Source organism: Variovorax sp. P1_G12, assembly GCF_056405555.1.
Genome location: NZ_JBFUBW010000006.1, coordinates 196,778 through 218,977, shown reverse-complemented (window position 1 = coordinate 218,977; position 22,200 = coordinate 196,778). Strand labels below are relative to the sequence as shown.

The window sequence follows — 22,200 nt, the reverse complement described above, 5'->3', positions numbered from 1 at the left end:
GGGCTGCCCTCGACGCAGAAGCGCCCTCCTTACTTGGAGGCGGCGCCGGTGGTCTTGCCGAAGCGGTTGCGGAACTTCTCGACGCGGCCGCCCATGTTGTCGACCGACTTTTGCGTGCCGGTGTAGAAGGGGTGCGACTCGCTCGAGGTGTCGAGCTTGTAGAGAGGCAGTTCGCGACCGTCGTCGGTCTTGCCCATCTCCTTGGTGTTCGCGCACGAACGGGTCACGAACTTGAAGCCGTTCGACAGGTCGACGAACAGAACTTCGCGGTAGTTGGGGTGAATGCCTTCTTTAGCCATGATTTTTCCTTTGGGGTCGATGCGAGAGCCACTGGGTGTCGAGGGCCTGGGGCCGTCAAGCCGCGGCAGGAGGCCGCGCAGCACTTTTCGCTAAGCCCGCAATTATCGCATACTGGGCGTTTTCCGCGCCAGGGGCTCCCTTACCATGCCGTTCTCCAACTTGCGCGCCGGCCTGGTCGGCTATGGATTCGCCGGCCAGACTTTCCACGCGCCCGTGCTGTCGGCCGTCCCGGGGCTCGAACTCGGCGCCGTCGCGAGTTCGCAGCCGCACAAGGTTCATGCGGACTGGCCCGGCGTGGACGTGGTCCCCGACGTCGCCACTCTGTTGCGTCGAAGCGACATCGATCTGGTCGTCATTGCCGCGCCCAATGCCCAGCACCATCCGCTTGCCAGGTTGGCGCTCGAAGCCGGCAAGCACGTGGTGGTCGACAAGCCTTTCACGCTCGACGCAGCCCAGGCGCGCGAACTGGCCGCGCTGGCCGAGCGAAAGGGGCGGCTGCTGTCGGTCTACCAGAATCGTCGCTTCGACGCCGACTTCCTGAGCCTGCGCGAGCTGTTGGCGGGCGGCGAACTCGGTCGCCCGGTGTATTTTGAATCGCATTTCGACCGCTTCCGGCCGCAGGTGCGCGAACGCTGGCGGGAACAGCCGGTGCCCGGTGCGGGCCTCTGGGTCGACCTCGGCTCGCACCTGCTCGACCAGGCGGTACAGCTCTTCGGCCAGCCCGATACGCTGCAACTCGACATCGCCGCGCTGCGCGAGCGCGCGCTGGTCGAGGACTACTTCCATGCCGTCCTGCGCTACGAAAGCGGCGAGCACGCGCCCTTGCGCGTGGTGCTGCACGCGACCACGCTGGCGGCCTTTCCAGCGCCGCGTTTCATCGTGCACGGCACGCGCGGCAGCTACATCAAGCGTGGCGTCGACCCGCAGGAGGACGCACTGCGCGCTGGCGGCCGGCCCGGCGAAGCGGGATGGGGCGTCGACCCGGTCGAAGGCGAACTGACGCTGGTGGGGATCGACGGCCGTGCGCAGACGCAGAAGCGGCCCACGCAGGCGGGCAACTATGTCTCCTACTACGCGGCGGTGCGCGATGCGATCGTCGGGAAGGGCCCGAATCCGGTGATGCCGGAGCAGGCGGTCGAGCTGATGGAACTGCTCGACCTGGGACGCCAGAGCGCGGCGGAAGGCCGGGCCCTGGCGGCGCGCTGACAGGCCGTCAGCGCGAGGAGGCGATCAAGCTTGATCAGCCCCCGCGACGCATCATGTCGAAGAACTCGACATTGGTCTTGGTCGCCTTCATGTTCTTGAGCATCAGCTCCATCGCCTCGATCTCGTCCATGTTGTACATGAGCTGGCGAAGAATGCGGGTCTTCTGCAGGATCTCGGGGGGCAGCAGCAACTCTTCGCGGCGGGTGCCGCTGCGGTTGAGCTGGATCGACGGGAACACGCGCTTCTCGTAGAGGCGGCGGTCGAGGTGGATTTCGGAGTTGCCGGTGCCCTTGAACTCTTCGAAGATCACTTCGTCCATGCGGCTGCCGGTGTCGATCAGCGCGGTGCCGATGATGGTCAGAGAGCCGCCTTCTTCCACATTGCGCGCGGCGCCGAGGAAGCGCTTCGGGCGCTGCAGCGCGTTGGAGTCCACGCCGCCGGTCAGGACCTTGCCCGAGGAGGGCACGACGTTGTTGTAGGCGCGGGCCAGGCGGGTGATCGAGTCGAGCAGGATCACCACGTCCTTCTTGAGTTCGACCAGGCGCTTGGCGCGCTCGATGACCATTTCGGCGACGTGCACGTGGCGCGCTGCGGGCTCGTCGAAGGTGGAGGCAATGACCTCGCCCTTCACGGTGCGCTGCATTTCCGTCACTTCTTCGGGGCGCTCGTCGACGAGCAGCACCATCATGTGGACGTCGGGGTAGTTGGCGCTGATCGCATGCGCGATGTGCTGCATCATGACCGTCTTGCCGCTCTTGGGCGGCGCCACGAGCAGGGCACGCTGGCCCTTGCCGATCGGCGCGATGATGTCGATGATCCGGCCGGTGAGGTTCTCCTCGCCCTTGATCTCGCGCTCGAGACGCATCTGCTCCTTGGGGAACAGCGGCGTCAGGTTCTCGAACATGACCTTGTGCTTGTTGGCCTCGGGGGCGCCGTCGTTGACCTTGTCGAGCTTGGTCAGCGCGAAGTAGCGCTCGCCGTCTTTCGGCGTGCGCACTTCGCCTTCGATCATGTCGCCGGTGTGCAGGTTGAAGCGCCGGACCTGGCTCGGCGAGATGTAGATGTCGTCCGTGCTGGCGGTGAAGCTGGTGTCCGGACTGCGCAGGAAGCCGAAGCCGTCGGGCAGGATCTCGAGCACGCCGTCCGCGAAGACCTGCTCGCCGGCCTTGGCCCGCTTCTTGATGATGGCGAACATCAACTCCTGCTTGCGCATACGGCCGATGTTTTCGATTTCAAGCGCTTCAGCCTGCTTGAAGACTTCGGACACGTGGAGTGCCTTGAGTTCGTTTAAGTGCATGGAATGACCCCGTGTGGGGAAATCAGTCTGGAACCAGGAGGGGGAGGTTTGAGGAGAGGCGAGAGATGCCTCACAAACCGGGGAACTCGAACCGGGTCCCTGGGAGGGCCGGTGATCTGTGGGAGATTATGACAGGAAAAAGGAAGGCTGCCGGCGCATTGCGCGCGGGCAGCCCCGGGCACGTCAGGCGAGCTGCTGATCGATGAAGGCCGTGAGCTGCGCCTTGCTCATGGCGCCGACCTTGGTGGCGGCCAGCTGGCCGTCCTTGAACAGCATCAGGGTCGGGATGCCGCGGATGCCGAACTTGGCCGGGATGTCGCGGTTCTCGTCGACGTTCATCTTGGCGATCTGCAGCTTGCCTTCATAGGTGCTGGAGACCTCGTCGAGGATCGGCGCGATCATCTTGCAGGGACCGCACCATTCGGCCCAGTAGTCGACCAGCACAGGCTTGCCGGACTTGAGCACGTCGGCTTCGAAAGAAGAGTCGGAGATGTGTTTGATGAGGTCGCTGGCCATGGGGGTGTGTCCTTCTGCGCGGAGAGTTTCGGTGCAGCTAAAGTGCGGGTCATTGTGACAGAAACCAAGTGATGCCGTGGTCGACGCGCAAGCTATGGCGTCGATAGCCAAAGCGGTGACACTCGACGCATGAATCAAAGAAAGAAAGTCGCGGTGGTCGGTGGCGGCCCCGCCGGATTGATGGCTGCCGAAGTGCTCGGCGGCGAAGGCGTCGAGGTGCATCTCTACGACACCATGCCCTCGGTCGGGCGCAAGTTCCTTCTGGCCGGCCGTGGTGGCCTCAACCTGACGCACTCGGAGCCTTACGAGGTCTTCGTCGGCCGCTTCGGCCCGCAGCGCGCCGCGCTTGAGCCCCTGCTGCGACGGTTCGGCCCCGATCAACTGCGCGCGTGGGCACATGGACTCGGCATCGAGACCTTCGTCGGCACTTCGGGGCGCGTGTTCCCGAAGGACATGAAGGCTGCGCCGCTGCTGCGTGCCTGGCTGCATCGGCTGCGGCAGGCCGGCGTGCAGTTCCACATGCGCCACCGCTGGCTGGGCTGGCCGGATGCGTCGATGCCGGCCACCACGCTGCACTTCGCCGCGCCCGGCGCCGAAGTCGTTGCCGCCCACGATGCCGTGGTGCTGGCGCTCGGCGGCGCGAGCTGGTCGCGGCTGGGTTCCGACGGCGCCTGGGTGCCGTGGGTGGCAGGACGCGGCGTGGCGGTCGCTCCGCTGGTGCCGGCCAACTGCGGCTTCGACCTGGGCTGGACCCCGCATTTCGCCGAGCGCTTCGCCGGCATGCCCTTCAAGTCGGTGGCGATCACGGTCAGCGATGCCCAGGGTCGGCGCTTCGCGCGCAAGGGCGAGTTCGTGGCGACCGCCACCGGCGTCGAAGGCAGCCTGATCTATGCGGCTTCGGCCTTGTTGCGCGACGAGATCACCGAGAGCGGCAGCGCCCTCCTGATGCTCGACCTGCTGCCCGATCGCAGCGCCGAACAGGTGCGCGCCGCAGTGCTGCATCCGCGCGGCGCGCGATCCCTGGCCAGTCACCTGAAAAGCCGCCTCGGCCTCGAGGGCATCAAGGCCGGTGTGCTGCACGAAGTGCTCACGCGCGAAGAAATGCAATCGCCCGACAAGCTGGCCGAAACCATCAAGGCGGTGCCGCTCAGGCTGCTGGCGCCGAGGCCGCTCGACGAAGCCATCAGCACCGGCGGCGGCGTGCGCTTCGATGCGCTCGATGACAAGCTGATGGGGGCCGCGCTGCCGGGGGTGTTCTTTGCGGGCGAGATGCTCGACTGGGAAGCGCCGACCGGCGGCTATCTGCTGACCGCCTCGATGGCGAGCGGCGCAGCGGCCGCGCGCGGCGTGCTGGAACGCTTGAAGTAGTGCTCGAATCTCAGTTTTCGTCGACCCCCCAGTGCCGTGCGGTGGTTGCGATGACCCGCGCCGCCTGCGCCCTGATCTGAGGGGCCGGAGGCGGCTCGCGGGCCACTCGAAAGGGCCAGGAGGGGCGAGCTGGGCGCGGCGGAGGCCGTGAAGGCAGCACCCGGCCAGCTGCCAGGGAAGGGGTGAAGGGGGGCATGGTCTCGCCGTTGTCTTGTTATTGGAGGCGGTCCATTCTAGCAAAATGACTGTATAAAAATACAGTATTTTGCGCTTGAGCGGGTACTTCGTTTAAGGCTGCCTTCAGGGAGATCGCCGAAGCTCGGAGTCATGTGCGGCGGGATCGGTCCACCAGACCGGACCGCCTGCGCACCCCGATCGGCCCACTCCCGCTCCACCACAGCATGACCCAGAACAACGAGACCTCTGCCCCAGACATCCTGGCGGAGGGGCGCCGCGCGGATGCGCAGACCGCAGCCCTCGGCGCCGAGACGCGGCAGGCCTGCAAGCGTGCCGCGCGCTCCCTGACTGCCTATCTGGGCCACTGCGGCGAACAAGCACTGAGCTATCCGCAGGTGAACCTGATTCGCGCCATCCACCTGGCGGAGAAGGCCTCAGGCCATCCGCCGCGCAGTGCCCACCAACTCAGGGGCATGATGGCCCATCTGTTCACGCCGATGCAGATGGAGTTCGCGGTCGAGTTGCTGACCGAGAGCCGCGAGGGCGAGGAAGGCGAGGGCTGGGCGCTCCTGGACGAACTCGAGGTCATTGCGGCCGAGATGCAGCGCGCCGGATGACGCGATCCGGTCCACCAGGAGGGCGTCATGCCCGGTGGACATCGTGCTTCCCGCCCATCGGACCAGCCTTGCCACCGCCGACCAAGCGCGTAGCATGCGCCGGGTCGCCCCTCAGTGAAACTCCTTGCCGCCCTGCGCGAGGTTCGCTCCTGTGACGCTGCGCTCCTGGCCAGGGACCAGCAGGTCATTTCACTGGTCGTGATCTGGATCGACGGCAGGTGGCCGCGTCGGTTCGAGGCAGTCGGCAAGGCCACCTACTTTCAGCTCAAAGGAGGTTGACATGATCACCTACATTGGCTTGATGAGCTTCACCGACAAGGGCATTCAATCGGTCAAGGACACGACCAAACGGGCCGCTGCCGCCAAGGAAGCTGCAAAAAAGGGCGGAGTCACCATGCGGGAACTGTTCTGGACCATGGGCAAGTACGACCTCGTCTGCGTGCTCGAGGCAGAGGACGAACTCGCATTGGCGGCGTTCAGCATCGCGACGGCCAGCCAGGGGAATGTGCGCATCGCTTCGATGCGCGCGTATTCGAGCCAGGAAATGGACAAGATACTGGCCAAGCTCCCGTAGTTGTCCGATTTCCCTCACGCGGCCCCATGTGGTGACACCTGGGGTCGTTTTGCTTCAGGACTATTTCCCGCCCTAGCGGTTGATGGCGCTCAAGTTATCGAGAACTCAAGGCTTTTTGATGTGAGGTTGACGAGCCTTACCCCCGGCACTGACTACGCAGTTAGGGCTGCTTGGTTCCCCACCTGACCCGTTTGGCCGCTTCACCATGCGGGGAGGCCCGTCAACTCGGGATTGTAGGCGACTCGGGCGCCCCGGCTTTTTTCACCAGACCATCAACGAGGTTTCGAGCGCCGCGTCCGCGTAATAGAGGCGCACGCCAATCTGGTAGCGGCGGCCCTTGTTCAGCCGCATGCTGACCTTGGCGTTCAGGTCGGTGCCGCTGTCGTCCGCGCCCGCGATCTGCACATTGCCGTTGGGCGTGACCTCGAACAGCACCAGCACGGTGTCGGAGGTGCCGAAGGTGCCGATGTTGTAGGTCCGCGTGCGGGCCGGGGTGAAGTCGAAGGTGCGCGTCTCGCCGGCCTTCAGCTTGAGCAGTTGCGACAGCCCGACTTTCAACGTGGCGGTCGAGGGCGCCCTGACGCCCGGGTACGACTCCACGACCCACGCCTTGTCCGCATAGGAGAGCCCGCCCTTGGGCTGCAGGCCGGCCTTGTATTTCTCCGGCGCGATGATCAGTCCGGCGTCGAACTGGTATTCCATGACGGAATCCGGATCCCAGGTGGTGCCCTTGACCTCGGACACCGGGATCTTGCGCAGGATGTTCCACTCGATCTGCGACTCGTCCCAGCTGTTCGGCGGACCCTTGAAGTAGGCGAGCACCGCCTCGCGGTTCCAGGAGATGCCGGCGTTCGGGTTCTGGTGCTCGTGTTCGAGTCCGAGCGTGTGGCCGATCTCGTGCAGCGCCGTGTCGTGGCCGTAGGCGGTGGTCAACGCCCAGCCGAAATTCATGGTGCGCTCCTGCGGCGACCTGGTGTTGAGCACATCGCGCCCGACATAGGACCAGGAACCATCCTGCGGATCGAAGCCGATGCGCACCATGGCGTCCTCGGGCGCTTCCGTGCGCCTGAAACTGATGCCGATGCCGAGCTTGGCCCAGGTCTCGAAGGAGGTGTCGACGACGCCGATGTCCGCCGTGCTGCCCTGCCAGGCCGCGGGCACGCCGTCGCCGCGCTTGAAACAGTAGTAGGTGAGTTGGGTGCCGTTCACCCACTTCTTGCTCGCGGCGATGATGGCACGGGCGCGGCCGGCCGCGACGCTGAGATCGAAATGGCGAACCTGCTGCACCGGCTGCGAGCAATAGCGCCGTGGGGTGAGGGCCCCCGGCTGGCTGGATCTGCTGGCTGTGGCCGGGCGGGCCGCCTTGCGCGTCGCAGTGGACATGTCGATCTCCTCGGAGGGTTTTTCATGCTAGGTGCGGGGGCCGCGAAAGCCATCTGCAAGATGGCCTAGGCCGTTGCGCGGGGCGGGTCGCCGCGTCGACCTAAAATGCGCCGATGGCCTATCTCGTGCTCGCTCGCAAACACCGTCCCCGAACCTTCAGCGAGATGGTGGGCCAAGAGCATGTCGTCCAGGCGCTCGAAAACGCGCTCACCTCGCAGCGTCTGCATCACGCCTACCTGTTCACCGGCACGCGCGGCGTCGGCAAGACCACGGTCTCGCGCATCCTGGCCAAGTCGCTCAACTGCCAGGGGCCCGACGGCCAGGGCGGCATCACGGCCACGCCGTGCGGCCTATGCCAGGCGTGCAAGGACATCGACGCTGGCCGCTTCGTCGACTACACCGAACTCGATGCGGCCTCCAACCGCGGTGTCGACGAGGTGCAGGCGCTGCTGGAGCAGGCGGTCTACAAGCCGGTGCAGGGCCGCTTCAAGGTCTTCATGATCGACGAAGTGCACATGCTCACGGGCCACGCGTTCAACGCGATGCTGAAGACGCTCGAGGAACCGCCCGAATACCTCAAGTTCGTGCTGGCCACCACCGACCCGCAAAAGGTGCCGGTCACCGTCCTGTCGCGCTGCCTGCAGTTCAACCTGCGGCCGATGGCGCCCGAGACCGTGCTCGAGCATCTGACGCAGGTGCTGCAGACCGAAGCCGTGCCGGCCGAGCCGCTCGCGTTGCGCCTGATTTCGCGCGCTGCCCGCGGCTCGATGCGCGATGCGCTCTCGCTGACCGACCAGGCGATCGCCTTCGGCAATGGCGAGTTGCTCGAGACCGGCGTGCGGCAGATGCTCGGCAGCGTCGACCGCGGCCATGTGTTCCGGCTGATCGAGGCCCTCGCGCAGGGTGACGGAAAGACAGTGGTCGAGACCTCCGAAGGTCTGCGCCGCGACGGTTTGTCGGCCGCCTCCACGCTGGAGGAGATGACGACCGTGCTGCAGGGCATGGCGGTGCTGCAGGCCGTACCTTCGCGCGCCGAGTCGCGTGACGGCACCGACCCCGACGCGGCCGAGACCGCGCGCCTTGCGGCGCTGCTGCCGGCCGACGAGACGCAGTTGCTCTACAGCCTCTGCCTGCACGGGCGTGGCGAACTCGGTCTGGCGCCCGACGAGTACGCGGCGCTCACGATGGTGCTGCTGCGCCTGCTGGCCTTCAAGCCCGCCGTTGCGGCCGGCACGGAAAAAAAAACTCTGAATGAGCCTGCGCGGCCGGTCGCCGATGCGCCCCGGGCCGCGCCTCCTGCTGTCGAAGCGGCGCGTCCGATCACCGCAGACGCTCCGCGCGCCCCGGCCCCCGCGCCCGCAGCGATGACGTCCGTCGCCGCACATACGCCGCCGGGCCAGCGGCTGCCGGTGGTCGATGGCCCGGCGCTGAACGCGTCGGTACCGCCCAGACCGGCAGCCGCTGCCGACGACTCGGCACCCACGGCCGCGAAACTGATGGCGATGCCGGTGCGCGTGCAGCCGCCGCCCGGTGCGCGCGAGGTCCAGGCGGGCGTGCCCTCCGCCCCCTCGGCGCCGATTCCGCCCAGCGAGGAGGGCGACTTCTGGCACGCCACGGTGACCCAGATGGTCGTGGCCGAGGCCATCAACGCCTTGGCGCGCGAGCTCGCGTTGCAGTCGCAGCTGGTGGCCCGCGATGTCGACCAGTGGCTGCTGCGGGTCGAGCGCGAGTCGCTCAATCAGACCAGCAGCCGCGAAAAACTCCAGGCCGCGCTGGCGACGCTGGGCCATGGCGTCAAGATCGCGATCGAGATCGGCGCCGTGGTCGATAGCCCGGCGCGCCGCAACAAGCAGGCGGCCGACGAGCGCCAGCGCGTCGCCGAGGAAGCGATACGCAACGACCCCGAGGTGCAGTCGATGATGCGCGACTGGGACGCGAGGATCGTCCCGGGTACGCTGCGGCCCGCTTGATACCTTGCGGGACAGACCAAGAAACTGCACAGCAGTTTTTTGCTCTGTCCTCAACTGACTAGAACCTTGCGGGACAGACCAAGAAACTGCGCAGCAGTTTTTGCTCTGTCCTCGACTGACTGATACCTCGCGGGACAGATCAAGAAACTGCGCAGCAGTTTTTGCTCTGTCCTCAACTGACTAAACTCTTTATTTCAACGATCGACAGGACCCACATGTTCAACAAAGGACAACTGGCCGGCCTCATGAAGCAGGCGCAGGCAATGCAGGACAACCTCAAGAAGGCCCAGGAAGAACTGGCCACCATCGAGGTCGAGGGCGAATCCGGCGCCGGGCTGGTGAAGGTCGTGATGACCTGCAAGCACGACGTCAAGCGCATCACCATCGATCCGAGCCTCCTGGCCGACGACAAGGACATGCTCGAAGACCTGGTGGCAGCGGCCTTCAATGCCGCGGTGCGCAAGGCCGAGGAAACCAGCGAGCAGAAGATGGGCAAGCTGACTTCCGGCATGCCTGGCCTGCCGCCCGGCATGAAGCTGCCGTTCTGAGCTTTCATCAGCCCTCGATGGCGGATTCCAGCTCGCTCGAGGCCTTGGTCGAGGCGCTGCGCCGACTGCCCGGCGTTGGCGCGAAGTCGGCCTCGCGCATGGCGTTCCATCTGCTGCAGCACGACCGCGAAGGCGCGCAAAGGCTCGCGCGCGCCCTGCAGCAGGCGGCCAGCAACGTGCAGCACTGCGAGCGCTGCAACACCTTCACCGAAGGCCTGATCTGCAGCGTCTGCCAGGATGCGCGCCGCGACGCCAGCAAGCTGTGCGTGGTGGAGACGCCGGCCGACCAGGCCGCGCTCGAACGCACCGGTGTGTTCCGGGGCTACTACTTCGTGCTGATGGGCAAGCTGAGTCCGCTCGACGGCATCGGGCCCAAGGACATCGGGCTCTCGAAGCTGTTCGAGCGCGCGCTCGACGGCACCGTGACCGAGGTGATCCTCGCCACCAACTTCACTGCCGAGGGCGAGGCGACGGCCCACGTGATCGGTGATGCGCTCAAGCAGCGCGGCCTCGCCGTGACCCGGCTCGCGCGCGGCGTGCCGGCCGGCAGCGAGCTCGAGTACGTCGACCTCGGCACCATCGCCCACGCGCTCGTGGACCGCCGCTGAGCATCGAACCGGCAGACGCTGATCGTCGCGACGCAGGCGCGGTCCGGGCGCTCGCATTCGGTGCCCACGCAGCCATCCTGTTCGCGGGCCGCTAGCGGTCTTCGTGATTACGTGAAAACCCGCACGGGATGTTCCCGATGCAGGGGCGGGGGGGTGCCTCTAAGCTCGATTCGAATCACACGAACAGAGCCCGCGGGCCCCACTCATGCTCAATCGCCGTACCTTCACCGCAGCCGCCGCGCTGGGCGCCGCTGCCATCGGCGCGCCACTGGTCCACGGCCAGGCCAAGCTCGAGAAGTCCAAGGTTTCCATCGCGGTCGGCGGCAAGGCGGCGTTCTACTACCTGCCGCTCACGATCTCCGAGCAGCTCGGCTACTTCAAGGCCGAAGGACTCGACGTCGAGATCTCCGATTTCTCGGGCGGTGCGCGCGCGCTGCAGGCTGTTGTGGGCGGCTCGGCCGACGTCTGTTCGGGGGCCTTCGAGCACACCATCAACCTGCAGGCCAAGAACCAGTTCTTCCAGGCCTTCGTGCTGCAGGGCCGCGCGCCGCAGATCGCCATCGGCGTGTCGACCAAGAACATGCCGGGCTACACCGGCATCGCGGAGCTCAAGGGCAAGAAGATCGGCGTCTCGGCGCCGGGCTCTTCCACCAACATGGTGGCCAACCTGGTGCTGTCGCGCGGTGGGCTCAAGGCCAGTGACGTGAGCTTCATCGGTGTCGGTGTCGCGGCCGGCGCACTTACTGCGTTGCGTTCCGGCCAGATCGATGCGATCAGCAACACCGATCCCGTGATGACCATGCTCGAGCAGAAGGGCGACGTGAAGATCATCAGCGATACGCGCACGCTCAAGGGCACGCAGGAGGTGTTCGGAGGCTTGATGCCGGCGGCCTGCCTGTATGCCTCGGCGGAATTCATCCAGAAGCATCCGAACACCTGCCAGGCGCTCACCAACGCGATCGTGCATGGCCTCAAGTGGCTGCAGACCGCCGGGCCGGGCGACATCATCAAGACCGTGCCCGAGACCTACCTGCTGGGCGACCGCGCGCTGTACCTGGCGTCCTTCGACAAGGTGCGCGAGGCGATCGCGATCGACGGGCTGGTGCCGGCCGAAGGCCCCAGGACAGCTCTCGCAGCCATCGCCAGTTTCGATCCCACGGTCAAGGCCGAGAAGATCGACCTGGCCAAGCTCTATACCAACGATTTTGCGCGGCGTGCCAAGGACCGGTTCAAAGCCTGACCGTGGCGTCCTGCAACCCGGCTTCGGCCGGGTTTTTTCTTCCAAGCCCATGGCCGACCACGCGCTCGAACTGATCGACATCCATTGCACCTTCCGCTCGAAGGACGACCGCAGCCAGCGCTACACGGCGGTTGCCGACACCACGCTGCGCATCGGCGAGGGCGAGTTCGTGTCGGTGGTCGGGCCCACGGGCTGCGGCAAGTCGACCCTGCTCAATGTCGGCGCCGGGCTGCTCGAGCCCTCGTCGGGCACGGTGCGGGTCTTCGGCCAGCCGCTCGCGGGCGTCAACGCGCGCGCCGGCTACATGTTCCAGAGCGAAGCCCTGATGCCATGGCGCAGCGCGCTCGACAACGTGATGGTGGGCCTCCAGTACCGCGGCCTGCCCGACGCGCAGGCGAGGGCGCAGGCCGAGGGCTGGCTCGCGCGTGTCGGCTTGAGCGGCTTCGGCGACCGCTATCCGCACCAGCTCTCGGGCGGCATGCGCAAGCGCACCGCGCTGGCCCAGGTGCTGGCGCTGGACCCCGACATCATCCTGATGGACGAACCGTTCAGCGCGCTCGACATCCAGACGCGGCAGCTGATGGAAAACGAGGTGCTGGAATTGTGGGCCGCAAAGAAGAAGGCGGTGCTGTTCATCACGCACGACCTCGATGAGGCGATCGCGATGAGCGATCGCGTGGTGGTGCTGTCGGCCGGACCCGCGACCCATCCGATCGGAGAATTCGCGATCGACCTGCCGCGTCCGCGCGATGTGGCGGAGGTCCGCACCCATCCGCGTTTCGTCGAGTTGCATACGCAGATCTGGAACGTGCTGCGCGACGAGGTGCTCAAGGGCTATGCGCAGCAATTGAAGAAGGCGGCCTGAACATGCGGCTGCGCCCTGACGAAAGCAATGCGCGCTTCTGGCAGCTGACCGTCCTGGTCTTGCTGCTGGTCGGCTGGCACCTGGCCTCGCGCAACCCGCAGTTCGCCTTCTTCCTGGGCGAACCGGTCCAGGTGGCAGGCCGGGTCTGGAGCTGGTTCATGCCGGTCGCGATCCCGCCCAATCCGCTGTTCCCCGAAGGCCTGGCGGGCAATGCCGACATCTATGTCCACCTCGGCACGACGCTGCTCGAGACCGTGCTGGCCTTCGTGATCGGCACCGTGCTGGGGCTGGCCTGCGGGCTCTGGCTGGCGCTGGCCCCGACCGCGAGCCTGGTCTTCGACCCCTACATCAAGGCCGCCAACTCGATGCCGCGCGTGATCCTGGCGCCGATCTTCGCGCTGTGGTTCGGCCTCGGCATCTGGAGCAAGGTGGCGCTGGCAGTCACGCTGGTTTTCTTCATCGTCTTCTTCAACGTCTACCAGGGCGTGCGCGAAGTGAGCCCGGTGGTGCTGGCGAATGCGCGCATGCTCGGCGCCAACCAGCGGCAGCTGCTGCGCACCGTCTACCTGCCGAGCGCGACCAGCTGGGTGTTCTCGAGCCTGCACACCTCGGTGGGCCTGGCTTTCGTCGGCGCGGTGGTCGGCGAGTACCTGGGCTCGGCTCGCGGCGTCGGCTACCTGATCCTGCAGGCCGAGGGGACCTTCGATGTCAACACGGTGTTCGCCGGCATCGTGGTGCTCACGGCCTTCGCGCTGCTGCTGGACGCGATCGTCGGCGTGCTCGAGAAGCGCCTCATGAAATGGCAGCCCCGCAGCGGCGAGACCGAGAAGCTCTGAAGCCCGCCCCTCTGCGCGCAGCGCGGACCAGGCCGCGCTGGCGGCCCGGCGCCGGCCTGGCCTTCAGCGCTTCTTCTTCGACGGCGTGCCGCCGCGCTTCTCTTGCACGACTTGCTTGTCGCTCGAACCCTTGGTCGCCTTGGCGGAGCTGCCCTTCGTCGCCGCGCCGCTGCTCTTGGACGCTGCCCCAGCGCGCACATGGCCGGAGCCGGAACCCACGCTGGCGGCCCGCGAGGCCCGCACGGGCAGGAACACCACCACCTCGAAGCCGCGCGGGAAGGCATGGCTTGGCTTGACGTCGTTCCATTCGGCGACGCTGGCCGGACTCAGTTTGTAGCGGTGGGCGATGCTCGCGACGCTGTCCAGGCGGCCCGCCTTGATCACGGTGCGGCGCGTGACGATCTCGGGCTGGAAGCTCAGTTGGCCGGTATCGGCCACCAGCGCCGCCACGTCTTCCTGGACCCGGGCGCTGCGCGGCACGATCAGCGTCGACCCGGCCTTGATCAACATCCGCGGCGGCACGTTGTTGACCGCGCGCAGGTCGGCTTCGCTCATGCCCGAGCGCTGCGCGGCATCGGCCACGGTCATCGTGGCCGGCACCGTCCAGGCGGTCCAGCTGGCGTACTGGCCCTGGCTGTAGGCCTCGAAGTTGCGCTGGAACACGGCGGCGTTGTCCCACGGCAGCAGGATCTCCGGCGTGCCGGCGGCCAGCAGCACCGGCTTGTGCGCCGACGGATTGAGCGCGCGGAAGTCCTCGATCTGCACGTCGGCCAGCTTGGCCGCCAGCGCGACGTCGAGATCGCGCTTGAGCGCGACGGTCTGGAAGTAGGGGTGGTTGGCGATCAGCGGCAGGTCGACATTGAAGCGCGCCGGATCGGCGACGATGTTCTTGACCGCCTGCAGCTTCGGCACGTAGAGCCGGGTCTCGGCGGGCATCGTGAGGTCGCTGTAGGTGGTGGGCAGGCCGGCGCGCTGGTTCTTCGCGATCGCCTTGCCGACGTTGCCTTCGCCCCAGTTGTAGGCGGCCAGCGCGAGTTGCCAGTCGCCGAACATCCCGTAGAGCCGCTGCAGGTAGTCGAGTGCTGCGCGGGTCGACGCCACGACGTCGCGCCGGTCGTCGCGGAAGATGTTCTGCTTCAGGTCGTAGTCGGTGCCGGTGGCCGGCATGAACTGCCACATGCCGGCCGCGCGAGCGCTCGACACGGCCTGCGGATTGAAGGCGCTCTCGATGTAGGGCAGCAGCGCGAGTTCGGTCGGCATGTCGCGGCGTTCGAGCTCCTCGACGATGTGGAAGATGTAGCGGTTCGAGCGCTCGGTCATGCGCTGGATGTAGTCGGGCCGGCTCGCATACCACTGCTCGCGGTCACGCACCAGATCGCTGCTGAGATCGGGCATCTTGAAGCCGCGGCGGATGCGGTCCCACATGTCGGTGGGCGGGGCCAGCGTGACCACGGCACGCGACTTGGTGTTGCCCGAGGTGATCGGCGTCAGGTTGCCGCCCGGATAGACCGGCGTGCCGCCGGCCGAAGCGCCACCCGGCGCTGACCCGGTGCCGGTGGCACAGCCCGCGAGAAACAAGGAGCCCGCGAGGCAGGCGGCTAGCAGAAATTTCATCGAAAGTCGTTTTTCCATTGGCGCAGCGCGGGGAACACTTCGGCCGGCGCGGCTTGCGCGCAATGGCCGGCATGAGCCTGGACCGACTGACTGACAGTGGCTTCGCAGCTGCGAAGTGAGGGATGGATTCGGCGCCCGGTGAGCCGCTGCGGGGGCAGCGTCGGCTGGCCGCGCGCACGCAATGTTTCGCAGTGCGCCGTGTAGTGAGTGAGATCCGGGTTGCCGGGTTCCACGCTTTGTGCAAATCTCGGAAAAGCAAGCGTGTCTTCGTGGCCGCAGTCCGCGTACGGCGCCGCCCCGTCGCCGGTGTGATCGGCATGATGGCGCGTGACTAGAATCGCGGCCAGTTGCAGATTGCCGCGCGGGAGTGCTTCGGACACCGGCCCGGCGTCCCTTGGGTCGACCACGATCGCGTCGTGCCCGTCCTGCGACATCCAGATGCAGTTGTCGGCGAAGGCGGGCAGCGGAACGAGGGTCATGAGCGGTCAAATTATAGGTTTGCACGATTGGTTCGAGACCCCCCCCGGCCGTTATCTGCTGGCCTGGGAGCAGGCGCAGCTCGACCAGGCCGTCGCCGACGTGTTCGGTTACCACGCGCTGCAGCTGGGCCTGTCCGAAGTCGAGGGACTGCGCGCCAATCGCATGCCGCACCGCTGGCTGGCGCTGTCGGATCCGGCCCAGGCCAGCGCCAGCGCGCTGGTGACGGACTTCTCGGCCTTGCCTTTTTCGGCCAACAGCCTCGACCTGGTGGTGTTGCCGCATGCGCTCGAGCTCAGTCCCGACCCGCACGCGACCCTGCGCGAGGTCGAGCGGGTGCTGGTACCCGAGGGCCGCGTCGTCATCTGCGGCCTGAATCCGGCCAGCCTCTGGGGCATGCGGCAGCGCCGGGCCCGTCTTTTTCGACGGCTGGGATTCGGCGAGCTGTTCCTGCCCGAAGCCGGCGATTTCATCGGCTACCGGCGCATGCGCGACTGGTTGCGGCTGCTGAGCTTCGAGGTCGAGTCGGGGCGCTTCGGCGTCTATCGACCTGCCGTCCGCAGCGAAGCCTGGTTGGAGCGCTGCCGCTGGTTCGATGCCGCCGGCGAGCGCTGGTGGCCGATTTTCGGTGCTGTCTATTTCCTCGTGGCGGTGAAACGGGTGCGGGGGCTGCGGCTGCTGAGCGCCGACTGGCGCCGCGCCGCCTCGCGCGCCAGCGCGCCGGTGCCGATCGCGGGAAAGATGCACCGGGGACGCGACAATCGGGGACATCGAGAAGGAAACGGTTTTTGAACGAAGTACAGATCTACACCGACGGTGCCTGCAAGGGCAACCCCGGTCCCGGCGGCTGGGGCGCATGGCTCAAGTCGGGCGCCACCGAGAAGGAGCTTTTCGGCGGCGAACTCAACACCACCAACAACCGCATGGAGCTGCAGGCGGTGATCGAGGGCCTCGGCGCGCTCAAGCGGCCGTGCAAGGTCGTCCTCTACCTGGACAGCCAGTACGTGCGCATGGGCATCACCGAATGGATCAAGGGCTGGAAGGCCAAGGGCTGGCGCACCTCGACCAAGCAGCCGGTGAAGAACGTCGAGCTCTGGCAGCAGTTGGACAAGCTGGTGGCCGAGGGCGGCCACCAGATCGAATGGCGCTGGGTCAAGGGCCACTCGGGCGATCCGGGGAACGAGCGCGCGGATGCGCTCGCGAACAAGGGCGTCGAGCGCGCACTCGGAAGGATTTAGCTCGCCCCCAGGTTGGCTCACTGCGTGTAGCCGCCCACCCCCTACCGGGGGCAACACCAGCGGACCGGCGGAGCCGGTTCCGCGGTGGCACTGTTGCTCGCCCCCAGGTTGCCCGCACTTCGTGTCGGGCGCCCACCCCCTGCCGGGGGCAACACCGGCGGCCCGGCGAAGCCGGTTCCGCGGTGTTTCACGAAACCGGCCTGGCTTCGCCGGCCCTTCGGGTGCGCGAAGGCTGAGGGCGGGTTCAAATGCGCTTCAGCGCTTCCAGGCATTCGCCCATCTGTGCCCGGAAAAGGCGATCGTCGGCGACGCGCAGCCGGCGGCTCATCTCGCGCGCGATGTTCATCTGGATCAGCGCGAACTGTTCGACGTCGCGTTCGAACAGGCGGTACAGGTTGGCCGAAGTGAGCTCGATCGCGACGCAGTCGGCATCGGTGCGCACCGATGCGCTGCGCGGAAAGAGGTCGAGCAGGGCCATCTCGCCGAAACAGTCGCCCCGGACCAGGTGCCCCAGCAGCAGCTCGTGCGACTGCCAGCTCTTGGACACGGTCACGCTGCCGGTTTCGAGCACGAACATGCCGTGGCCGGGATCGCCTTCGCGGAAGAAGTAGCTGCCGCCCGGCACTTCGACGACCGGCGCGGACGCCAGCAGGAACTCGATGGTTTCCGCACCGATGGCGCCGAAGATCGGCATCTGCTGCATCAACTCGATTCTGGTGGCGGCCATGCGCAATTCCCGTGAGGCCAGGGGCGGGCAGAGACCTTACACCACGCCGTCGAAGATCATCACATCGACCGCGTCGCCCGCCGCCACGCTCGCCTGGTCGTGGTGCAGCACCACCAGGCCGTTGGCCTCGACCATCGAGCTCAGGACGCCCGAGCCCTGATTGCCGGCGATGCGCACCTCGGGCAGCGCGCCCGCGACCGCCTGCACCCGGCCGCGCTGGTACTCGGTGCGTCCGGGCTTCTTGCGGATCGCATCCACGCTGGTGGCGCGCAGCAGCGGCGGCGGCGCGGCGCAGGCTGCGTTGCAGCCCATCATCTGCAGCAGCGCAGGGCGCACGAAGGCAAGGAAGGTCACCATCACCGCCACCGGATTGCCCGGCAGGCCGAACAGCACCGCGGGCCCGCGCTGTTCGTTCGGCGCCGGGATCAGGCCGACCGCCATCGGCCGGCCGGGCCGCATCGCGACGCGCCAGAACGCCATGTCGCCGAGCCGCTGCATGACGGCGCGCGTGTGGTCGGCCTCGCCGACGCTGACGCCGCCGCTGGTGATGATGGCGTCGGCATCCGCCGCGGCGCGGCGAAGCGCGGATTCGAGCGCCGCCGGATCGTCGCGTACCAGGCCGAGGTCGATCACCTCGCAGCCCAGTCGGGTGAGCAGGCCGAACACGGTGTAGCGGTTGCTGTCGTAGACCGCACCTTCGCGCGGCAGTTCGCCGAGACTCAGGATCTCGTCGCCGGTGGAGAAATAGGCGACGCGCAGGCGCCGCAGCACCGGCACCATCGGCAATCCGAGGCTGGCCACCATGCCGAGCGCGGCCGGTGTGATGATCTGGCCGCGGCGCAGCGCGGGCTGGCCCTGCATCAGGTCTTCGCCGGCGAAGCGGCGGTTGTCGCCGCGCCGCAGCGCCCGGGCCGGGAAGCTCACGCGCTCGCCTTCGACCGTGCAGAACTCCTGCGGGATCACCGTGTCGAGTCCGGCCGGCATCACCGCGCCGGTCATGATCTTGACCGCATCGCCGGCCCCCAGCGTGCCGCGCCAGGCGGCGCCGGCCAGCGCGGTGCCGACCACGCGCAGCGTGAGCGTGGCGTCGCCGGCGGCGGCGAGCACCGTGCCGTCGAAGGCGAAGCCGTCCATGGCCGAGTTGTCGTGCGGCGGCACGCTGACCGGCGAGACGACGTCCTCGGCCAGCACCCGTCCGAGCGCATCGCGCAGGGCCAGGCGCTCGACCTGCGTGACGACCGCGGGCTCGGCCAGTTGCGCCAGGAAGGCCTGCACGGCGTCGACGCCCAGGGCCTTGGGGTCGTAGCCCGCCAGCGCGGCGGCAATCTCGGCAATTCGGCTCATGGCAACAAGAGAATCAGCAACGCCGGGCTTCGAGCGCGTGCAGCTCGGCCAGCGTGTTGGCGTTGAAGAACGCATTGGCGGCATCGCCGGGGCGATCGAAGGGCACCAGCACCGTGCGGTGCTGTCCGGTCCACTTGTCGATCTTGCGGCCGCCGTTCTGCGTGAAGCGCACCAGGCTTTCGAGCAGTGTGGCGCGCAGCAGGCAGAACACCGGTTGCGGGAACAGCACCGGCGCGGCGGCCGGATCGTCCGCGGCCTCGGGCGCGCTGACCATCGCGATGTCGGCGTCCTCGGCCGCCAGGGCGGCGGCCAGGCGGCTGGCCAGGTCGAGCGGGAACAGCGGTGTGTCGCAGGGCACGGTGAGCAGGTAGGGCGTCTCGCAGCGCTCCAGACCGGTCAGGAAGCCGGCCAGCGGCCCCGCGTAGTCGGCCAGGCCGTCCGGCCACACCGGCACGCCGAAGGACTCGTAGGCGGCCAGGTTGCGATTGGCGTTCACCATGATGTCGCCGACCTGCAGTCCCAGGCGCAGCACCGCGTGCATCGCGAGCGGCGTGCCGTTGAAGTTCTGCAGGCCCTTGTCGATGCCGCCCATGCGCGAGCCGCGGCCGCCGGCGAGCACGAGGCCGGTGATCTCGCCGGCGTCGATGGCAGTCGATGGATTCATTGCTGCCGCGCTCATCCGCCGATATAGCTCATCTCGACCCGGCGCGGTGCGCTGCTGTCGGTGTCGGGCGCGCGCAGTGCGCGCAGTTCGGAGTAGCGGTCGCTGCGGCCCTGCCAGATGTGCCCGAGGGCGGACGCGATCTGCGCGTCGTCGGCGTCGCCGCGCAGCAATGGACGCAGGTCGTGGCCCTGGCTGGCGAACAGGCACAGGTAGAGCTTGCCCTCGGTGGACAGTCGCGCGCGGCTGCAGTCGTGGCAGAAGGCCTGGGTCACGCTGCTGATCACGCCGATCTCGCCGGCGCCATCCGCGTAGGCCCAGCGCTGCGCGGTTTCGCCGGCCACGGTGGCTTCCAGTGGCGCCAGTGGAAACACCTCGGCGAGCCGCCGCACGACTTCGGCCGACGGCAGCACTTCGTCCATGCGCCAGCCGTTGGTGGCGCCGACGTCCATGTACTCGATGAAGCGCAGCACCACGCCGGTGCCGCGGAAGTGGCGGGCCATCGGCAGGATTTCCTGCTCGTTGGTGCCGCGCTTGACCACCATGTTGACCTTGATCGGGCCCAGCCCGGCCGCCTGCGCGGCCTCGATGCCGGCCAGCACCTCGGCGACGGGGAAGTCGACGTCGTTCATGCTGCGGAACACCGTGTCGTCGAGGCCGTCGAGGCTCACGGTCACGCGTTTGAGGCCGGCCGCCTTCAGCGCCTGGGCCTTGCGCGCGAGCAGCGAGCCGTTGGTGGTCAGCGTGAGGTCGAGCGGCTGGCCGTCCGGCGTGCGCAGCGCCGCGAGCTGCTCGACCAGCACCTCGAGGTTCTTGCGCAGCAGCGGCTCGCCGCCGGTGAGCCGGATCTTGTGCACGCCATGGCTGGCGAAGATGCGCGCCAGCCGCGTGATCTCCTCGAAGCTCAGCAGCGCGCTGTGGGGCAGGTACTGGTAGTCCTTGTCGAACACTTCCTTCGGCATGCAGTAGCTGCAGCGGAAGTTGCAGCGGTCGGTCACGCTGATGCGCAGGTCGGTCAGGGGGCGGGCCAGCCGGTCGAGCAGCACGCCGGTGGCCGCGACCATGCGCTCGGGCGCAGGCGCGGCGCGGCGCGGGCGGCCGATCTCGGAGACGTGGACGACATGCTTGTTCATGAGAGGGTCAATTTAACGCATCGCCGGGGCCGCTGTCGTCGCAGGGCCACTTGCTCAGCCGTGCTTCACGGCCACGGTCTTGAGCGTGGTGAATCCGTACAGCGCCTCGAAGCCCTTCTCGCGGCCGTAGCCCGAGGACTTGACGCCGCCGAAGGGCAGTTCGACCCCGCCGCCGGCGCCGTAGTTGTTGATGAACACCTGGCCGCTCCTCACGCGCTTGGCCATCCGGAACTGGCGCCCGCCGTCGTTCGTCCAGATACCGGCGACCAGGCCGAACTGGGTGGCGTTGGCCAGCGCCACCGCCTCGTCCTCGTCGCGGAACGACATCGCGGCCAGCACCGGGCCGAAGACTTCCTCCTGCGCCAGGCGGTGGTCCACCGGCACGTCGCGCAGCAGGGTGGGGGCCTGGTAGAAACCGGCCTCGGGCGCTTCGTCGACCACCACGCCCTGCGCCACCATCGGGATGCCCGCCACGTGCGCGTCCGACAGGAAGTCCCACACGCGCTGCTGCTGCGTCTGGCGGATCAGCGGGCCGACGTCCAGGTCCATGGCCGCGGGGCCGACGCGCAGCGCCTCGAAGGCATGGCCCAGGCGCTGCAGCAGCGGCTCGTAGATGGCCTGGTCGATCAGCACGCGCGAGCCGGCCGAGCAGGTCTGGCCGGCGTTCTGCACGATGGCGTTGATCAGCACCGGGATCGCCGCGCCCAGGTCGGCATCGGCGAACACGATCTGCGGGCTCTTGCCGCCGAGCTCGAGCGTCACCGGGCAATGGCGCTCGGCCGCCACCTGCTGGATCAGCGTACCCACCTTGGGGCTGCCGGTGAAGCTGATGTGGTCGATGCCCTCGTGGCGCGCCAGCGCGTCGCCGACCTCGTGCCCGTAGCCGGTCACGATGTTCAGCGCGCCAGCTGGGAAGCCGGCCTCGGCCGCCAACTGGGCGACCCGGATCAGCGACAGGCAGGCGTCCTCGGAGGGCTTGACCACGCAGACGTTGCCCGCGGCCAGGGCGCCGCCGACGCTGCGGCCGAAGATCTGCATCGGGTAGTTCCACGGGATGATGTGGCCGGTGACGCCGTGCGGCTCGCGCCAGGTGAAGACGCTGTAGCCATCCTGGTAGGGAATGGTCTCGCCGTGCAGCTTGTCGCAGGCGCCGGCATAGAACTCGAAGTAGCGCACCAGCGCCACCGCATCGGCCCGGGCCTGCTTGACCGGCTTGCCGCAGTCGCGCTGCTCGATCAGCGCCAGCTCGTCGACGTGCTCGGCGATCTTCTGCGACAGCTTGTAGAGCAGCCGCCCGCGTTCGGCCGCGCTGACCTTGTGCCAGGTGGTCTCGAAGCAATGGCGCGCCGCGCGCACCGCGGCGTCGATGTCCGCTGCATTGCCGCGCTGCAGTTCGTCGAAGACCTGGCCGTCGGACGGATCGATCACCGGCAGGGTGCGGCCGGACGAGGAAGCAACGTTTTCGTTGCCGATGTAGTTGAGTTGCATGGTGGAAATGGTA

23 protein-coding genes and 1 other RNA gene are annotated in these 22,200 nt (G+C 67.5%); 12 read left to right on the top strand and 12 right to left on the bottom strand.

Going from position 1 to position 22,200, the window contains the following annotated elements:
* Nucleotides 1-29: 29 nt before the first annotated feature.
* Nucleotides 30-299, bottom strand: coding sequence for a type B 50S ribosomal protein L31 (locus AC1D2O_RS09415; protein WP_478156791.1), 270 nt, complete (start codon nt 297-299; stop codon nt 30-32).
* A gap of 145 nt (nt 300-444) precedes the next feature.
* Here AC1D2O_RS09415 and AC1D2O_RS09410 point away from each other — a divergent pair, with 145 nt between their 5' ends.
* Complete coding sequence (locus AC1D2O_RS09410; RefSeq protein WP_478156789.1) at nt 445-1,506, top strand: oxidoreductase; 1,062 nt, start codon at nt 445-447, stop codon at nt 1,504-1,506.
* A 34-nt stretch (nt 1,507-1,540) separates the two neighbouring features.
* Here AC1D2O_RS09410 and rho read toward each other — a convergent pair whose 3' ends face one another.
* Both rho and trxA read right to left on the bottom strand, forming a co-directional pair.
* On the bottom strand, nt 1,541-2,803 hold the full coding sequence (rho, locus tag AC1D2O_RS09405) for a transcription termination factor Rho (RefSeq protein ID WP_442283085.1): 1,263 nt from the start codon (nt 2,801-2,803) through the stop codon (nt 1,541-1,543).
* Between the two features lie 183 nt (nt 2,804-2,986).
* Nucleotides 2,987-3,319 carry a thioredoxin TrxA gene (gene trxA / locus AC1D2O_RS09400; RefSeq protein ID WP_183023723.1) on the bottom strand — a complete coding sequence of 111 codons (333 nt, stop codon included), beginning with the start codon at nt 3,317-3,319 and terminating at the stop codon, nt 2,987-2,989.
* A gap of 129 nt (nt 3,320-3,448) precedes the next feature.
* Between trxA and AC1D2O_RS09395 the strand changes: the two genes are divergently transcribed.
* The 3 genes from AC1D2O_RS09395 to AC1D2O_RS09385 all read left to right on the top strand — a co-directional run bounded on the left by AC1D2O_RS09395 (nt 3,449) and on the right by AC1D2O_RS09385 (nt 6,055).
* Complete coding sequence (locus AC1D2O_RS09395; RefSeq protein ID WP_478156788.1) at nt 3,449-4,687, top strand: TIGR03862 family flavoprotein; 1,239 nt, start codon at nt 3,449-3,451, stop codon at nt 4,685-4,687.
* A 401-nt stretch (nt 4,688-5,088) separates the two neighbouring features.
* A complete protein-coding gene (locus AC1D2O_RS09390; protein ID WP_478092695.1) occupies nt 5,089-5,481 on the top strand; it encodes a hypothetical protein in 393 nt (130 codons plus the stop codon).
* 280 nt (nt 5,482-5,761) lie between these two features.
* A complete protein-coding gene (locus AC1D2O_RS09385; protein ID WP_478092694.1) occupies nt 5,762-6,055 on the top strand; it encodes a GYD domain-containing protein in 294 nt (97 codons plus the stop codon).
* Nucleotides 6,056-6,180: 125 nt separating this feature from the next.
* Here AC1D2O_RS09385 and ffs read toward each other — a convergent pair.
* Together ffs and AC1D2O_RS09375 are read right to left on the bottom strand one after the other, a co-directional pair.
* An RNA gene (gene ffs / locus AC1D2O_RS09380) (signal recognition particle sRNA small type) lies at nt 6,181-6,277 on the bottom strand.
* Between the two features lie 39 nt (nt 6,278-6,316).
* The gene (locus AC1D2O_RS09375) at nt 6,317-7,438 is read right to left on the bottom strand and encodes a M12 family metallopeptidase (RefSeq protein ID WP_478092692.1); all 1,122 of its coding nucleotides are present in this window, start codon (nt 7,436-7,438) and stop codon (nt 6,317-6,319) included.
* 113 nt (nt 7,439-7,551) lie between these two features.
* On the opposite strand from AC1D2O_RS09375, the gene dnaX reads away from it, so the two are divergent.
* The 6 genes from dnaX (at nt 7,552) to AC1D2O_RS09345 (ending at nt 13,505) form a co-directional block, all read left to right on the top strand.
* Entirely contained in the window at nt 7,552-9,408 is a 1,857-nt protein-coding gene (gene dnaX, locus AC1D2O_RS09370) for a DNA polymerase III subunit gamma/tau (RefSeq protein WP_478156786.1), read from the top strand.
* Nucleotides 9,409-9,623: 215 nt separating this feature from the next.
* The gene (locus AC1D2O_RS09365; protein ID WP_442283093.1) at nt 9,624-9,956 is read left to right on the top strand and encodes a YbaB/EbfC family nucleoid-associated protein; all 333 of its coding nucleotides are present in this window, start codon (nt 9,624-9,626) and stop codon (nt 9,954-9,956) included.
* 17 nt (nt 9,957-9,973) lie between these two features.
* Entirely contained in the window at nt 9,974-10,564 is a 591-nt protein-coding gene (gene recR, locus AC1D2O_RS09360) for a recombination mediator RecR (protein WP_478094246.1), read from the top strand.
* Nucleotides 10,565-10,769: 205 nt separating this feature from the next.
* Nucleotides 10,770-11,804, top strand: coding sequence for an ABC transporter substrate-binding protein (locus AC1D2O_RS09355; RefSeq protein WP_478094245.1), 1,035 nt, complete (start codon nt 10,770-10,772; stop codon nt 11,802-11,804).
* Between the two features lie 49 nt (nt 11,805-11,853).
* A complete protein-coding gene (locus AC1D2O_RS09350; protein ID WP_478094243.1) occupies nt 11,854-12,669 on the top strand; it encodes an ABC transporter ATP-binding protein in 816 nt (271 codons plus the stop codon).
* A gap of 2 nt (nt 12,670-12,671) precedes the next feature.
* Complete coding sequence (locus AC1D2O_RS09345; RefSeq protein ID WP_478156784.1) at nt 12,672-13,505, top strand: ABC transporter permease; 834 nt, start codon at nt 12,672-12,674, stop codon at nt 13,503-13,505.
* 63 nt (nt 13,506-13,568) lie between these two features.
* On the opposite strand, the gene AC1D2O_RS09340 is transcribed toward AC1D2O_RS09345, so the two are convergent.
* Nucleotides 13,569-15,119 carry a transglycosylase SLT domain-containing protein gene (locus AC1D2O_RS09340; protein ID WP_478156782.1) on the bottom strand — a complete coding sequence of 517 codons (1,551 nt, stop codon included), beginning with the start codon at nt 15,117-15,119 and terminating at the stop codon, nt 13,569-13,571.
* Entirely contained in the window at nt 15,116-15,598 is a 483-nt protein-coding gene (locus AC1D2O_RS09335) for a hydroxyacylglutathione hydrolase C-terminal domain-containing protein (protein WP_478089806.1), read from the bottom strand. Before AC1D2O_RS09335 ends, AC1D2O_RS09340 begins: the two co-directional genes overlap by 4 nt.
* Here AC1D2O_RS09335 and AC1D2O_RS09330 point away from each other — a divergent pair.
* Entirely contained in the window at nt 15,597-16,388 is a 792-nt protein-coding gene (locus AC1D2O_RS09330; protein WP_478156781.1) for a class I SAM-dependent methyltransferase, read from the top strand. The two genes, AC1D2O_RS09335 and AC1D2O_RS09330, sit on opposite strands and share 2 nt — an antisense overlap.
* The gene (rnhA, locus tag AC1D2O_RS09325) at nt 16,385-16,834 is read left to right on the top strand and encodes a ribonuclease HI (protein WP_478089808.1); all 450 of its coding nucleotides are present in this window, start codon (nt 16,385-16,387) and stop codon (nt 16,832-16,834) included. Before AC1D2O_RS09330 ends, rnhA begins: the two co-directional genes overlap by 4 nt.
* A gap of 244 nt (nt 16,835-17,078) precedes the next feature.
* Here rnhA and AC1D2O_RS09320 read toward each other — a convergent pair whose 3' ends face one another.
* Genes AC1D2O_RS09320 through AC1D2O_RS09300 form a run of 5 tightly spaced genes read right to left on the bottom strand, consistent with a single transcriptional unit; the run spans nt 17,079 to nt 22,187 of the window.
* Complete coding sequence (locus tag AC1D2O_RS09320; RefSeq protein ID WP_478156779.1) at nt 17,079-17,561, bottom strand: Crp/Fnr family transcriptional regulator; 483 nt, start codon at nt 17,559-17,561, stop codon at nt 17,079-17,081.
* Nucleotides 17,562-17,597: 36 nt separating this feature from the next.
* A complete protein-coding gene (moeA, locus tag AC1D2O_RS09315; protein WP_478089810.1) occupies nt 17,598-18,905 on the bottom strand; it encodes a molybdopterin molybdotransferase MoeA in 1,308 nt (435 codons plus the stop codon).
* Between the two features lie 13 nt (nt 18,906-18,918).
* A complete protein-coding gene (mobA, locus tag AC1D2O_RS09310) occupies nt 18,919-19,569 on the bottom strand; it encodes a molybdenum cofactor guanylyltransferase MobA (protein WP_478089811.1) in 651 nt (216 codons plus the stop codon).
* Between the two features lie 11 nt (nt 19,570-19,580).
* Nucleotides 19,581-20,699: a GTP 3',8-cyclase MoaA gene (gene moaA / locus AC1D2O_RS09305; RefSeq protein ID WP_478089812.1), complete on the bottom strand. Its 1,119-nt coding sequence runs from the start codon at nt 20,697-20,699 to the stop codon at nt 19,581-19,583.
* A 54-nt stretch (nt 20,700-20,753) separates the two neighbouring features.
* The gene (locus AC1D2O_RS09300) at nt 20,754-22,187 is read right to left on the bottom strand and encodes an aldehyde dehydrogenase family protein (protein ID WP_478156778.1); all 1,434 of its coding nucleotides are present in this window, start codon (nt 22,185-22,187) and stop codon (nt 20,754-20,756) included.
* Nucleotides 22,188-22,200 lie beyond the last annotated feature (13 nt).

Coding starts and splice junctions, on each gene's coding strand:
- AC1D2O_RS09335 (WP_478089806.1), bottom strand. CDS start 15,598: ATGACCCTCGTTCCGCTGCCCGCCTTCGCCGACAACTGCATCTGGATG.
- AC1D2O_RS09330 (WP_478156781.1), top strand. CDS start 15,597: ATGAGCGGTCAAATTATAGGTTTGCACGATTGGTTCGAGACCCCCCCC.
- AC1D2O_RS09320 (WP_478156779.1), bottom strand. CDS start 17,561: ATGGCCGCCACCAGAATCGAGTTGATGCAGCAGATGCCGATCTTCGGC.
- moeA (WP_478089810.1), bottom strand. CDS start 18,905: ATGAGCCGAATTGCCGAGATTGCCGCCGCGCTGGCGGGCTACGACCCC.
- moaA (WP_478089812.1), bottom strand. CDS start 20,699: ATGAACAAGCATGTCGTCCACGTCTCCGAGATCGGCCGCCCGCGCCGC.
- recR (WP_478094246.1), top strand. CDS start 9,974: ATGGCGGATTCCAGCTCGCTCGAGGCCTTGGTCGAGGCGCTGCGCCGA.
- AC1D2O_RS09375 (WP_478092692.1), bottom strand. CDS start 7,438: ATGTCCACTGCGACGCGCAAGGCGGCCCGCCCGGCCACAGCCAGCAGA.
- AC1D2O_RS09340 (WP_478156782.1), bottom strand. CDS start 15,119: ATGAAATTTCTGCTAGCCGCCTGCCTCGCGGGCTCCTTGTTTCTCGCG.
- AC1D2O_RS09415 (WP_478156791.1), bottom strand. CDS start 299: ATGGCTAAAGAAGGCATTCACCCCAACTACCGCGAAGTTCTGTTCGTC.
- trxA (WP_183023723.1), bottom strand. CDS start 3,319: ATGGCCAGCGACCTCATCAAACACATCTCCGACTCTTCTTTCGAAGCC.
- AC1D2O_RS09345 (WP_478156784.1), top strand. CDS start 12,672: ATGCGGCTGCGCCCTGACGAAAGCAATGCGCGCTTCTGGCAGCTGACC.
- mobA (WP_478089811.1), bottom strand. CDS start 19,569: ATGAATCCATCGACTGCCATCGACGCCGGCGAGATCACCGGCCTCGTG.
- AC1D2O_RS09395 (WP_478156788.1), top strand. CDS start 3,449: ATGAATCAAAGAAAGAAAGTCGCGGTGGTCGGTGGCGGCCCCGCCGGA.
- AC1D2O_RS09390 (WP_478092695.1), top strand. CDS start 5,089: ATGACCCAGAACAACGAGACCTCTGCCCCAGACATCCTGGCGGAGGGG.
- AC1D2O_RS09300 (WP_478156778.1), bottom strand. CDS start 22,187: ATGCAACTCAACTACATCGGCAACGAAAACGTTGCTTCCTCGTCCGGC.
- AC1D2O_RS09350 (WP_478094243.1), top strand. CDS start 11,854: ATGGCCGACCACGCGCTCGAACTGATCGACATCCATTGCACCTTCCGC.
- AC1D2O_RS09355 (WP_478094245.1), top strand. CDS start 10,770: ATGCTCAATCGCCGTACCTTCACCGCAGCCGCCGCGCTGGGCGCCGCT.
- AC1D2O_RS09410 (WP_478156789.1), top strand. CDS start 445: ATGCCGTTCTCCAACTTGCGCGCCGGCCTGGTCGGCTATGGATTCGCC.
- AC1D2O_RS09385 (WP_478092694.1), top strand. CDS start 5,762: ATGATCACCTACATTGGCTTGATGAGCTTCACCGACAAGGGCATTCAA.
- AC1D2O_RS09365 (WP_442283093.1), top strand. CDS start 9,624: ATGTTCAACAAAGGACAACTGGCCGGCCTCATGAAGCAGGCGCAGGCA.
- dnaX (WP_478156786.1), top strand. CDS start 7,552: ATGGCCTATCTCGTGCTCGCTCGCAAACACCGTCCCCGAACCTTCAGC.
- rho (WP_442283085.1), bottom strand. CDS start 2,803: ATGCACTTAAACGAACTCAAGGCACTCCACGTGTCCGAAGTCTTCAAG.